The sequence below is a fragment of the Nitrobacter winogradskyi Nb-255 genome, from assembly GCF_000012725.1.
GTDB lineage: Bacteria > Pseudomonadota > Alphaproteobacteria > Rhizobiales > Xanthobacteraceae > Nitrobacter > Nitrobacter winogradskyi.
This window is the reverse complement of record NC_007406.1, coordinates 476,364-489,424: the sequence shown is the minus strand read 5'-3', so window position 1 is coordinate 489,424 and position 13,061 is coordinate 476,364. Positions and strand designations below refer to the sequence as shown.

Here is a 13,061-nt window from a genome sequence, read left to right as displayed (position 1 = left end):
TGACGACAATTATTTAAGCCGCTTCAGCCGCGAGCTTCTTGCCCTTCTCGACGGCTTCCTCGATGGTGCCGACCATGTAGAACGCCGCTTCCGGCAGATGATCGTACTTGCCCTGGCAAAGGTCGCGGAACCCCTTGATGGTGTCGGCGAGATCGACGAACTTGCCGGGCGAGCCGGTGAACACTTCGGCGACATGGAACGGCTGCGACAGGAAACGCTCGACCTTGCGGGCGCGCGCGACGGTGAGCTTGTCCTCTTCAGACAGTTCGTCCATGCCGAGAATGGCGATGATGTCCTGAAGCGATTTGTAGCGTTGCAGAACCTGCTGCACGAGGCGCGCGGTCTGGTAGTGCTCCTCGCCGACGATCAGCGGCGACAGCATGCGCGAGGTCGAGTCGAGCGGGTCCACCGCCGGATAAATACCCTTTTCCGAGATGGCGCGGTTGAGCACCGTCGTGGCGTCGAGATGCGCAAACGAGGTTGCCGGCGCCGGGTCGGTCAGATCGTCCGCCGGAACGTAAATCGCCTGCACCGAGGTGATCGAGCCCTTGTTGGTGGTGGTAATGCGTTCCTGCAGCGCGCCCATGTCGGTGGCGAGCGTCGGCTGATATCCGACGGCGCTGGGGATGCGGCCGAGCAGCGCCGACACTTCCGAGCCCGCCTGCGTGAAGCGGAAGATGTTGTCGACGAAAAACAGCACGTCCTGACCCTGATCGCGAAAATGTTCCGCGACCGTGAGGCCGGACAGCGCCACGCGGGCGCGCGCGCCGGGAGGCTCGTTCATCTGGCCGTAGACCAGCGCGCATTTGGAGCCTTCGCCGCCGCCCTTCTTGTTGACGCCGGATTCGATGAATTCGTGATAGAGGTCATTGCCTTCGCGGGTACGTTCGCCGACGCCGGCGAACACCGAATAACCGCCATGCGCCTTGGCGACGTTGTTGATCAGCTCCTGGATCAGCACCGTCTTGCCGACGCCCGCGCCGCCGAACAGCCCGATCTTGCCGCCCTTGGCGTAAGGCGCCAGCAGATCCACGACCTTGATGCCGGTGACGAGAATTTCCGCTTCGGTCGACTGGTCGGTATAGGACGGCGCTTCCGCGTGAATCGGGCGCAGATCGTCGGCTTTGACCGGACCCTGCTCGTCCACGGGCTCGCCGATCACGTTCATGATGCGGCCGAGCGTGCCTGCACCGACCGGCACCCGGATCGGCGCACCGGTGTCGGTCACGTCCTGGCCGCGCACCAGACCTTCGGTGGTATCCATGGCGATGGTCCGGACGGTGGATTCGCCAAGATGCTGCGCCACTTCCAGAACCAGCCGATTCTCGCCGTTCTTGGTCTCGATCGCGTTCAGAATGGCCGGCAGATGCCCTTCGAACTGCACGTCGACGACGGCGCCGATGACCTGGGTAATACGACCGACCTGATTGGCTGCTGTAGCCATAGAAAGTCTCCTGTAACGAATAGGCGTGTCAGAGGACGCTGAGCGTCACCGGCACATTGTTGCGCGTGGCCCGGGAATACGGGCAGATCGTGTGAGCGTCTTCGAGCAGCGCCTTGACCTTTTCCTTGTCGGCGCCCGGAATGCGCAGCGTAAGTTCGGCCTTCAGCGCGAAGCTGATCTCGTCCTTGTCGATCGAGACGTAGCAGCCGATCTCGGCCGCCTGACCGTCAAGACCATGCTTTCTGGCGAGCGCCAGCACCGCCTGACCGAAGCAGGACGACCAGCCCAGCGCGAAAAGCTGCTCTGGATTATGTCCTTCGCCCGAACCGCCCATTTCCTTCGGCAGGGCCATCGCGAGACCGAGGCCGCCGTCATCGAGGATCGCGCGGCCGTTACGGCCGCCCTTCGTCGTCGCCTTGGTGACATAGGCCATAGCTGCGTCTCCTTCGACTAGACCGCTTCGGCGCCGGAAATGATCTCGATCAGTTCCTTCGTAATCATCGCCTGCCGGGTGCGGTTGTAGATCAGGGTCTGCTTGCGGATCATTTCGCCGGCGTTGCGGGTGGCGTTGTCCATCGCGGTCATCTGCGCGCCGTAGAACGAGGCGTTATTCTCCAGAAGCGCGCGGAAAATCTGCACGGCAAGATTGCGCGGAAGCAGCCCGTTGAGGATTTCATCCTCCTCCGGTTCGTACTCATAGGACGGCGCGGGGCCGTCGCTCCGAGCCGCGTCTTCCACCGCCAGCGGAATGACCTGCTGGGCGGTGGGAACCTGCGCTATGACGGACTGAAAGCGGGAATAGAACAGGGTGCAGACATCGAACTCGCCGGCATCGAATCGGGCCAGCACTTTCCTTGCGATGTCCTCGGCATTGACGAAGCCGAGCTGACGGACCGTGCGCAGTTCGACGGTCTCGACGATCTGCTTCTCGAAGATGCGACGGAGTTGCTCGTAGCCTTTTCGCCCGACGCAGAAAAACTTGACCTCCTTGCCCTGGTTCATCAGAGCGAAGGCTCTGTCACGAGCCAGGCGGACGATAGCCGAATTAAACGCGCCGGACAGGCCGCGCTCGCCGGTGCAGACCAGCAGCAGGTGAACCTGATCCTTGCCGGTGCCGGCGAGAAGCGGCGACGCGTTGGGCGAGCCGGCCGCGGCGCTGGCGATGTTTGAAATCACCGTATCCATTTTCTCGGCGTAGGGCCGCGCTGCTTCCGCGGCGTTCTGCGCGCGGCGAAGCTTGGAGGCGGCCACCATCTGCATGGCCTTGGTGATCTTCTGCGTCGCCTTGGTCGAGGCGATGCGGACACGCATGTCCTTGAGTGAAGCCATTCTCTGTCTCGCCCCGCCGGTCCGGTCACGGACCCGGCCGCAAATTCCCTACTTCGCCACGCCCGGTCTTGTGCCGGGCATCCACGTCGTCTTTCGTCCCCGCGCCTCATGGCGCGGACACGACGAAAACTTACGCAAACGTCTTGGCGTAACCTTCGACGATGCTCTTGAGCTTGCCCGCCGTCTCGTCGCTGAGATCACGGGTGTCGCGGATGGTGTTAAGGATGTCGGCATGTTGGCCGCGCAACAGCGACAACAGCCCATCCTCGAACGCACGCACCTTGCCGAGCGGCAGCGGATCAAGATAGCCATTGGTGCCGGCCCAGATCACCACCACCTGCTCTTCCATCTTCAGCGGCGAGAACTGCGGCTGCTTGAGAAGCTCGGTCAGGCGCGAACCGCGGTTGAGCAGTCGCTGGGTCGAGGCGTCGAGATCGGAGCCGAACTGCGCGAAGGCCGCCATTTCGCGGTACTGCGCGAGTTCGCCCTTGATCTTGCCGGCGACCTTCTTCATCGCCTTGGTCTGCGCCGAGGAGCCGACGCGCGACACCGAAAGGCCGACGTTCACCGCGGGGCGGATGCCCTGGAAGAACAGGTCGGTTTCGAGGAAGATCTGGCCGTCGGTGATCGAAATCACGTTGGTCGGAATGTAGGCCGACACGTCGTTGGCCTGGGTCTCGATCACCGGCAGCGCGGTCAGCGAGCCGTTGCCCTGGCTGTCATTCAGCTTGGCGGCGCGCTCCAGAAGGCGGGAATGCAAGTAGAACACGTCGCCCGGATAGGCCTCGCGGCCCGGCGGGCGACGCAGCAGAAGCGACATCTGACGATAGGCGACGGCCTGCTTGGAAAGGTCGTCATAAATGATGACGGCGTGCATGGCGTTGTCGCGGAAGTATTCGCCCATGGTGCAGCCGGTGAAGGGCGCTAGGTACTGCATCGGGGCCGGATCGGACGCGGTCGCGGCGACCACGATCGAATATTCCAGCGCGCCCTGCTCCTCGAGCACCTTGACGAACTGCGCCACGGTGGAGCGCTTCTGGCCGACCGCGACATAGACGCAATAGAGCTTCTGGCTCTCCGGGGCGCCGGCGACGTTGAGCGGCTTCTGATTGAGAATGGTGTCGAGCGCGATCGCGGTTTTGCCGGTCTGGCGGTCGCCGATGATCAATTCGCGCTGCCCGCGGCCGATCGGGATCAGGGCGTCGATGGCCTTGAGGCCGGTCGCCATCGGCTCATGCACCGACTTGCGCGGAATGATGCCGGGCGCCTTGACGTCAACGCGCTTGCGCTCGGCGCCCTGGATCGGCCCCTTGCCGTCGATCGGATTGCCCAACGCGTCGACCACGCGGCCGAGCAGGCCCTTGCCGACCGGCGCGTCGACGATGGCGCGGGTGCGCTTGACGGTCTGGCCTTCCTTGATCTCGCGGTCGGCGCCGAAAATCACGATACCGACGTTGTCGGTTTCGAGGTTCAGCGCCATGCCGCGCGTACCGTTCTCGAACTCGACCATCTCGCCGGCCTGGATGTTGTCAAGGCCATAGACGCGGGCGATACCGTCGCCGACGGACAGCACCTGTCCGACTTCCGAAACTTCGGCTTCCTTGCCGAAATTCTTGATCTGATCCTTCAGGATCGCCGAAATTTCCGCGGCGCGGATGTCCATCAGCCTGCCTCTTTCATCGCGTGCTTGATCGAATTGAGTTTGGTCCGGAGCGAGGTGTCCACCATGCGACTGCCGAGCTTGACGACAAGCCCGCCGATGATGGACGGATCGACTTTCACGTTGAGCGTGATGTCCTTGCCCGTCACTGATTTCAGCGCGGCCTTCAGCGCGTCCAGATTCTTGTCGTTAAGCTTCTCCGCGACGGTAACCTCCGCCGTGGCCTCGCCCTTGAATTTCGCGACCAGCGCGCGAAATGCCCGGATCACATCCGCCACCGCGAACAGACGGCGGTTGGCTGCCAGGACTTTCAGGAAGTTTGCGGTCGTGCCACCGATCCCGGCCTTGCTCAGCACGGCGGCGAGCGCCTTGCTTTGCGTATCGGCGCTGAAAACCGGACTGCGCACCAGGCGCACCAGTTCAGGGCTCTCCGCCAGCATCGCATCGAACTTGTCGAGGTCGGCCTTGACGGCGTCGATCGATTTGTCTTCACGCGCGAGTTCGAACAGGGCCGTCGCATAACGGCCGGACACACCAGAAACCGAGGGATCTACAGCAGCCACCACCGCGCTCTTCAAGCTGTCAAACTCGCAAGGGAAAAGCCGTCGCCGAATAAGCGGCGCCAAAGCGGCCCAAGCCCTTGGAATTCAAGAGGGACTTCGATTTCCGGCCGGCACGAGCGTACCGGCGACGTTAAAATCGCGGCTTTGCTAACATAGCGCGCGCGCAGGTGCAACATGACGGCGGCGCGGGGCGATGCCTTGTCGCATGGTGTCCGGAATTTCAACCGAGCCCGGGAATTAAGGAGAATCGCGGGAAGCGCCCAACGCGCCTGCGTACAGTCATTCGATCGGCGAACACCGGGTGGAACAGAAAGCAATCTAATTCCGTGTCACCGTTGCCTTCTACACGATCCCGGGTCGAGCTTAGTCCGTGAGTTCCCCGCAGTACTTACCGAATGGTTACTCATCAGGCGCAATGACTTTCGTTTACAGTATACATAAGTATATTATTGTTAATTCTATGTTAAATGACGTAACGATACGATTAGTGAACGAGCCCGCTCCGATCAAAAGATATTTCATCCGAGTCACGAAGCAATTCCCTGCCCATTTTACGCCTTAGTTGGAGGATCAACCACGCCGCGAGTCAAAGATCATGGGTTTCACTTGCCGCAAGGGCGGCAATACTTTCAGGGGTCCTTTAATATGTTGCACTCGCGAAAGACGACGCTAGCGTTTCTTATCCGGCCGCGTACCTTGGCCGCTGTGATGACCGCGAGCGTCTTGATTGCAGGCGGCGTCACCGAGGCTTCGGCCGGGTCGCGCAACCATCATCGTCATCATCACCAGGGACATCATGCGAAGAGCCACGGCGCCGGCGGGCCTGCCTGGACGAACGCAAATGCGTCCCTCGAACGTTCTGCCCGTTCGAACCGATCGTTTTCAGGCGTGGCCTCTTATTATGGCAATGAGGCCGGCAACCGCACCGCGTCCGGCCAGCGCTTCAACCAGAACGCCATGACCGCCGCCCATCGCAGCCTCCCGTTCGGGACCAGGCTGAGGGTCACCCATGGCAGCCGCAGCGTGGTCGTCACCATCAACGATCGCGGTCCGTTCATCCGCGGCCGCGTGCTGGACCTTTCAAAAGGCGCCGCCCACGCGATCGGTCTGACCGGCCGCGGCGTCGGCCGTGTGGTTGCCGAGGTCATGTAGACCAGTTCCCACACCGCGTTTCGCTTCTCAAAACGCGTCAGATCAAGATCATAAAAAGCCCCGCTTCTGATTCCATCAGAAGCGGGGCTTCTCAAAGAAAGCTCTGCGGATCGACATCCACTTCGAGCTTGAGATTGCCTCTCGTCTTCGGCGCGGACGCGAGCCAGTCGCGCAAATAGCCGGAGAGATCCACGCCGCGCGCCGACTTCACCAGCAGGCGGAATCGATAGCGTCCCTTGATCAGGGCCAGCGGAGCTTCCGCCGGTCCGAGCACCTGGATGCGTTCGTCGACCGGCGCGACCGCGGCGAGTTGGCGGGCGAAGCTCTCCGCGCTCGGGCGATCACCCGCGGATATGATCAGGCTGGCCAGCCGGCCGAACGGCGGGTAGCCGGTCCGCTCACGCGCGGCGATTTCGCTGGCATAGAACGCCTCGCGATCGCCCGCGACCAGGGCCTTCATCACGGGATGTTCGGGCTGATGGGTTTGCAGATAGCCGACGCCGCGACCCTGTTCGCGGCCGGTGCGGCCGATCACCTGATTGAGCAGTTGGAAGGTTCGCTCCGCGGCGCGGGGATCGCCGTTGCCGAGGCCGAGGTCGGCGTCCACCACTCCGACGAGGTTCAGGCGCGGAAAATGATGTCCCTTCGCCACCAGTTGCGTGCCGATGATGATGTCGACGCGGCCCTCGGCGATGTCGTTCAATTCCGAGCGCATGGTCTCGATCGAGGTGATCAGATCGCTCGACAGCACCATGGTCCGTGCGTCGGGGAATAGCGCGGCGGCCTCCTCCTGCAGCCGTTCGACGCCGGGGCCGACCGCGACCAGCGATTGTTCGGCAGCGCAATGCGGACATTGATGCGGGCGCGGCATCGAGAAGCCGCAGTGATGGCATACGAGCCGGTCCCGGAAGCGGTGATCCACCAGCCAGGCATCACAGATGGTGCAGGCGAAGCGGTGGCCGCAGCCGCGGCACAAGGTCAGCGGCGCGTAACCGCGGCGATTGAGAAACAGCAGCGCCTGCTCGCGCCGCTCGATGGCGGTCACGATCTCTCCCGCCAGACGCGGAGAAATGAAGCGGCCGCGCGAGGGTCCCTCGCGCCGCAGATCGATCAGTTCGATCCGCGGCAAATGCTGGCCGCCGAATCGGGATGTCAGCGCGATGCGTTGATAGCGTCCCTTGCGCGCATTGACCTCGCTTTCGACGGACGGAGTCGCCGAGGCCAGTATGATGGGAATCTTCGCGACATGCGCGCGAACCACGGCCATGTCGCGGGCGTGATAGCGCACGCCTTCGTCCTGCTTGTAGGCCTGGTCGTGCTCCTCATCGATGATGATCAGTCCGAGGTCGGCATAGGGAAGAAACAGCGCTGAGCGCGCGCCGACCACGACCTGCGCCTCACCCGCCGCGATCGCGGCCCAGTTGCGCGCGCGATTGCGTGGCGTCAATTCGGAATGCCACTCCAGCGGACGCTCGCCGAAGCGGGCCGCGAAACGGTCGCGGAACTGCCCGGTCAACGCGATCTCGGGCATCAGGATCAAAACCTGCCTGCCGCGGCGGACGGTTTCGGCGACGGCTTCAAAATAGACTTCGGTTTTGCCGGAGCCGGTCACGCCGTCGAGCAGCGCGACGTGGAATGTACCGTTCGACGCCAGCGCGCGCATGGCGTCCACGGCCGCGCGCTGCGACCTGGAGAAATCGGGCACGGCGAAATCCGGGTCCGGCGGCGGAGGCGGCGGCGACCGTGGCATCGGCTCGGTCGTCAGCGTGCCCTCATCGACGAGGCCGTCGACAACGCCGGCGCTGACGCCCGCTTCCCTCGCCGCATCGGATTTCGCCCGCAGCAGTCCGTCCGACAGGACCGCCAGCAACCGCCGCCGCGCCGGGGTCATGCGCCGGGGCGGCTCGCCGCTCAGCCGCACGCCCGGCCGCACCCGTTCCGGCCCGAGGTGCTCGCCCATCCGCAGGCTCATGCGCATCACCATGCCGCGCGGCGACAGCGTGTAATTGGCGACCCAGTCGATCAGCGTGCGCAGTTCGTCCCTGAGCGGTGGGACATCGAGTTTGCCGGAGATGTCCTTGAGGCGGTTGTGCAGGCGCGGATCCGGCGCGGGGTTCCCGGCCCAGACCACGGCGACCACCTCGCGAGGGCCGAGCGGCACCGTCACCACCTCGCCCGGCCGCACCTCCATCCCTCTCGGCACGCGATAGGAATAGGCGTGATCGATCGCGACGGGAACCAGCACATCGACGACGCGCGGCGCCGAAGACGATGCCGGGATTGTGCCATGGCGCGAAGAACGGTCCATCGGGAGAATCAGCTCGATCAGAGATCGGGTTAACAATTTAGGACGGCACCACCATAGGCCAGCCAACCGGAAGATTAGCGAAGGATAAACGAAAGCGGCGCGATATAATCGCCGGATTCCATATGCAGGGTGCGATGATGGCGAAACGCGCGGAGCCGCTTCCAGATCCCGCCTGCGCGGCGTCGGACATCGGGCAGCAGATCGTGCGCTGGCTGACGCATCTGCGGGCCGAGCGCCGGCTGTCGCCAAAGACGCTGGAAGCCTATGCGCGCGATGTCAGGCAATGCCTGATGTTTCTCGGCCAGCACTGGAGCGAGCAGGTGACGCTGGAGGGTTTCGTCGCGCTCGAACCCGCCGATATCCGGTCCTTCATGGCCGCGCGACGCGCCGACGACATCGGCGGCCGGTCGCTAATGCGTTCGCTGGCTGGCTTGCGCTCGTTCGCGCGGTTTCTGGAACGGGAAGGGCTCGGCAAGGTCGGCGCGCTCGGCGCGATCCGCGCGCCGAAGGTCGGCAAGAGCGTCCCGAAACCGATCCATATGAGCGCGGCGAAGCGATTTGCCGACGCGTCCGAGCGCGCGGGCGAGGATCGGGAGCCATGGATCTGGGCGCGCGACGCCGCGGTGATGGCGCTGTTGTACGGATCCGGCCTGCGCATTTCCGAAGCGCTCGGCTTGAAGCGCCGCGATGTGCCGCCGCCCGGCGCAGGCGACGTGCTGGTTGTCACCGGGAAGGGCAACAAGACGCGGATGGTGCCGGTGCTGCAGAACGTGCTGGCGCTCATCCATGAGTATGTGGCGATGTGCCCGCATTCGCTGCCGCCGGAAGGGCCGATCTTTGTCGGTGCGCGCGGCGGCCCGCTCAGGGCGCGCATCATCCAGCTTGTGATGGCGCGGATGCGCGGCGCGCTCGGTCTGCCAGACAGCGCAACGCCCCATGCGCTGCGCCATTCATTCGCGACGCATCTCTTGAGCCGCGGCGGCGACCTGCGCGCGATTCAGGAACTGCTCGGCCACGCGTCACTCTCGACCACGCAGATCTACACCGGCATCGACAGCGAGCGGCTGCTGGACGTCTACCGAACGGCGCATCCTCGCGCCTGACCTATAGCGTTTTCGAGCGAAGTGGATACCGGTTCGCGTGAAGAAAACGCGTCAAATCAAGATTATAGAGCCTCGCTTCTGATTCCATCAGAAGCGAAAAGGCTCTAGGATCGCAGAGCGGAAGCTTGCCGTCCTCGCAGTCTCACATGTGAATGGCGCGTTTTCCAACGGCGAGGGCGGCTTCCTTGATCGCTTCCGATCGCGTCGGGTGCGCGTGGCAGGTGCGCGCGAGATCTTCCGCCGAGCCGCCGAATTCCATCAGCACACAGGCTTCATGGATCAGTTCGCCGGCCTCGCGACCGATGATGTGAACGCCGAGCACGCGGTCGGTTTTCGCGTCCGCCAGAATCTTCACGAAACCGTCTGTCGTCTGATTGACCTTGGAGCGGCCATTCGCTGTGAACGGAAACTTGCCGACGGCATAGGCCGTGCCGGCCTGCTTCAGTTCCTCCTCGGTCTTGCCGACCGATGACACCTCTGGCGTTGTGTAGATCACGCCGGGGATCACGTCATAGTTCACATGGCCGGCCTGGCCTGCGAGGATCTCCGCGCACGCCACGCCCTCGTCCGCGGCCTTGTGGGCAAGCATCGGTCCCCGGACGACATCGCCGATGGCGTAAATGCCCTTCACGCTGGTCGCGAAATGTTTGTCGATCTCCACGCGGCCGCGGTCATCGAGCGCGACGCCTGCTTCCTTGAGACCGAGGCCATTGGTATAGGGCGCGCGGCCGATCGCGACCAGCACTACATCGGCTTCGATCGTCTCGGCTGCGCCGCCCGCTGCGGGCTCGATCCGAGCCGACAGCGTCTTGCCTGATGTATCGACGCCGGTGACCTTGGCTCCGAGCTTGAATGCAAAGCCCTGCTTTTCGAGAATGCGCTGAAATTGCTTCGCGATCTCGCCGTCCATGCCGGGCAGGATACGGTCGAGAAATTCCACCACCGTGACCTGCGCGCCGAGGCGGCGCCACACCGAGCCGAGTTCGAGCCCGATCACGCCCGCTCCGACGACCAGAAGTTTTTCAGGCACCTTGTCGAGCGACAGCGCACCGGTCGACGACACGATACGCTTCTCGTCGATCTCGACTCCCTTGAGTTTCGCGGCATCGGAGCCGGTGGCGATCACGATGTTCTTCGTTTCGGCCGTCTGTATCTTGCCGTCCTTCCCGGTGACCTCGACCTGGCCGGCTGCGACGACGCGGCCGGCGCCCCGCAGCACGTCGATCTTGTTCTTCTTCATCAGGTACTCGACGCCCTTGACGTTGCCGTCGATACCCTGCTGCTTGAAGTCCATCATCGCGGACAGATCTAGCTTCGGCGCGCTGACGCCGATGCCCATTCTTGCGAACGAATGTCCTGCTTCCTGGAACGCCTCGGAGGCGTGCAGCAGCGCCTTCGACGGCATGCAGCCGACATTGAGGCAGGTGCCGCCGAGCGTCGGGTTCTTCTCGACGACGGCGACTTTCATGCCGAGCTGCGCCGCGCGAACCGCGCAGACGTAGCCGCCGGGACCGGTGCCGATAATGATGAGGTCGTATGTCGTCATGAGTGCCTGCTCAGCCTGCCTCGTCCTGCCCGGGAATCAATTTTGCGCGCTGCTCGAAGAGCAATCCTCCGACCAGCCGGTTGAGTTCGTCGGGATCGGCTCCGTCCTTGATCAGCTTAGCTCTCAAAGCGTGAGCCTTGTCGAGGTTGCCAAGCTTTTTCTCGATTATCGATTGATGCTTTTCTTCAGCGCTTGCCTTCTCCTGATCGGCCCTCGCCCGTCGCCTGTGGTTGTCGTGGTAGAACAGCGTTCGTGACAGAACCCAGTCCGCGGACTTCTTCGAGATGTTCTTGAAGTCTCCCAGAACATCCAGCGGATTCTCATAGCTAATGGTTTTGATCTCGCCGCCATACTCGGAGAGGTACATCCCTGCGGCGGACGAGCCATGCTCGAAGCTCAAGCAAGCCAGATAAACCAGCTCCAGAATGACGGCATTCAACTCCAGATCGATGGCGGTCAAATGACCGAGCTCGGCGGTTCTGATATTGGACTTCAGCAGGATTTGCGTCATGTGGTTGCCTTATAGCGTTTTCGAGCGAAGCATGTCCTCGGGCCTGACCCGAGGATGGATGACCTGTTCGCGTGAAGAAAACGCGCCAAACATAATCCAGAGCCTCGCTTCTGATTAAACGAGAAGCGAACATGCTCTAGCTTGAATTACAGATCCAGCACCAGCCGTGCCGGATCTTCGAGCGATTCCTTGACGCGCACAAGGAAGGTGACGGCCTCCTTGCCGTCGATGACGCGGTGATCATAAGAGAGAGCGAGATACATCATCGGCCGGATTTCCACCTTGCCGCCGATCGCCACCGGCCGTTCCTGAATCTTGTGCATGCCGAGAATGCCGGCCTGCGGCGCATTCAGGATCGGCGTCGACATCAGCGAGCCGTAGATGCCGCCGTTGGTGATGGTGAAGGTGCCGCCCTGCATTTCCTCTATCTTGAGCTGACCGTCGCGGGCGCGGCGGCCGTAGTCGGCGACGCTCTTCTCGATCTCGGCGATCGATTTTTGATCGCAGTCGCGCACCACGGGCACCACCAGTCCCTTGTCGGTGCCGACGGCGATTCCGATGTGATAGTAGTTCTTGTAGATCAGGTCGCTGCCGTCGATTTCGGCATTGACCGCCGGAATGTCCCTCAACGCCTGCACGATGGCCTTGGTGAAGAAGCCCATGAAGCCGAGCTTCACGCCATGCTTCTTCTCGAACACGTCCTTGTAATGCGCGCGAAGCGCCATGACGCCGCTCATATCGACTTCGTTGAAGGTCGTCAGAATCGCGGCGGTGTTCTGCACATCCTTGAGGCGGCGCGCGATGGTCTGGCGCAGCCGCGTCATCTTCACGCGCTCCTCGCGCGAGGCGTCGTCCGCCGGAGAAGGCGCGCGCACCTGCACGGCGGCAGCCGGCTGGTCGACCGGGGTCGGCGCCGACGCAGCCTTCTCGATCGCCGCCAGCATATCGCCCTTGGTGACGCGGCCATCCTTGCCGGAGCCCGACACGGTGGAAGCGTCGATGCCGCTCTCAGCGGAGAGTTTGCGCACCGAGGGCGCTAGCGGCGCGTCGGCTTCCGCTCTCGGCCGCGGTTCTTCCGGGCCAGCGTTGATCGGTGTCGTGGTGTCGGACTTAAGGTCCGGCCGCCCGGTCGTGCTTTCGGCACTGATCCCTTGCGTCTTGGCCGCCGCTGGCTTTGCCGGCGCGCCGCCTTCGGTGATCTGTCCGAGCAGCGCGCCGACGGCCACCGTCTCGCCCTGCCTGGCGACGAGTTCGGCGAGCGTGCCGGCGGACGGCGCGGGCACTTCGATGGTTACCTTGTCGGTTTCGAGTTCGACGAGCGGCTCGTCGACGGATACGGCGTCGCCTTGTTTCTTGAACCATTTTCCGATGGTCGCCTCGGTCACCGATTCGCCGAGCGTCGGAACCCGTATCTCAGTCATGGTCCTCTTCCTTTCGTCATGGCT

At 63.2% G+C, this 13,061-nt stretch carries 11 protein-coding genes; 2 read left to right on the top strand and 9 right to left on the bottom strand.

Annotation, left to right across the window (positions count from 1 at the left end):
• Positions 1–13: 13 nt before the first annotated feature.
• The 5 genes from atpD to NWI_RS02220 all read right to left on the bottom strand — a co-directional run bounded on the left by atpD (position 14) and on the right by NWI_RS02220 (position 4,996).
• Positions 14–1,444, bottom strand: a complete 1,431-nt coding sequence (atpD, locus tag NWI_RS02240; protein WP_011313764.1) for a F0F1 ATP synthase subunit beta — start codon at positions 1,442–1,444, stop codon at positions 14–16.
• Between the two features lie 28 nt (positions 1,445–1,472).
• Positions 1,473–1,877: an organic hydroperoxide resistance protein gene (locus NWI_RS02235; protein ID WP_011313763.1), complete on the bottom strand. Its 405-nt coding sequence runs from the start codon at positions 1,875–1,877 to the stop codon at positions 1,473–1,475.
• A 17-nt stretch (positions 1,878–1,894) separates the two neighbouring features.
• Positions 1,895–2,773: a F0F1 ATP synthase subunit gamma gene (locus NWI_RS02230; RefSeq protein ID WP_011313762.1), complete on the bottom strand. Its 879-nt coding sequence runs from the start codon at positions 2,771–2,773 to the stop codon at positions 1,895–1,897.
• A 130-nt stretch (positions 2,774–2,903) separates the two neighbouring features.
• Positions 2,904–4,436 carry a F0F1 ATP synthase subunit alpha gene (atpA, locus tag NWI_RS02225; RefSeq protein ID WP_011313761.1) on the bottom strand — a complete coding sequence of 511 codons (1,533 nt, stop codon included), beginning with the start codon at positions 4,434–4,436 and terminating at the stop codon, positions 2,904–2,906.
• Positions 4,436–4,996, bottom strand: a complete 561-nt coding sequence (locus NWI_RS02220) for a F0F1 ATP synthase subunit delta (protein ID WP_011313760.1) — start codon at positions 4,994–4,996, stop codon at positions 4,436–4,438. The genes atpA and NWI_RS02220 overlap by 1 nt, the downstream gene beginning before the upstream one ends.
• A 645-nt stretch (positions 4,997–5,641) precedes the next feature.
• On the opposite strand from NWI_RS02220, the gene NWI_RS02215 reads away from it, so the two are divergent.
• A complete protein-coding gene (locus NWI_RS02215) occupies positions 5,642–6,148 on the top strand; it encodes a septal ring lytic transglycosylase RlpA family protein (RefSeq protein WP_011313759.1) in 507 nt (168 codons plus the stop codon).
• Positions 6,149–6,239: 91 nt separating this feature from the next.
• On the opposite strand, the gene NWI_RS02210 is transcribed toward NWI_RS02215, so the two are convergent.
• The gene (locus tag NWI_RS02210) at positions 6,240–8,456 is read right to left on the bottom strand and encodes a primosomal protein N' (protein WP_011313758.1); all 2,217 of its coding nucleotides are present in this window, start codon (positions 8,454–8,456) and stop codon (positions 6,240–6,242) included.
• Between the two features lie 137 nt (positions 8,457–8,593).
• Here NWI_RS02210 and NWI_RS02205 point away from each other — a divergent pair, with 137 nt between their 5' ends.
• Entirely contained in the window at positions 8,594–9,559 is a 966-nt protein-coding gene (locus tag NWI_RS02205; RefSeq protein WP_011313757.1) for a tyrosine recombinase XerC, read from the top strand.
• A gap of 142 nt (positions 9,560–9,701) precedes the next feature.
• Here the strand turns inward: NWI_RS02205 and lpdA are convergent, their stop codons facing one another.
• From lpdA to odhB, 3 genes are all read right to left on the bottom strand, one after another.
• On the bottom strand, positions 9,702–11,105 hold the full coding sequence (lpdA, locus tag NWI_RS02200) for a dihydrolipoyl dehydrogenase (RefSeq protein WP_011313756.1): 1,404 nt from the start codon (positions 11,103–11,105) through the stop codon (positions 9,702–9,704).
• Positions 11,106–11,115: 10 nt separating this feature from the next.
• Complete coding sequence (locus tag NWI_RS02195) at positions 11,116–11,616, bottom strand: hypothetical protein (protein WP_011313755.1); 501 nt, start codon at positions 11,614–11,616, stop codon at positions 11,116–11,118.
• Between the two features lie 146 nt (positions 11,617–11,762).
• Positions 11,763–13,037, bottom strand: a complete 1,275-nt coding sequence (gene odhB / locus NWI_RS02190) for a 2-oxoglutarate dehydrogenase complex dihydrolipoyllysine-residue succinyltransferase (protein ID WP_011313754.1) — start codon at positions 13,035–13,037, stop codon at positions 11,763–11,765.
• Positions 13,038–13,061: the final 24 nt, after the last annotated feature.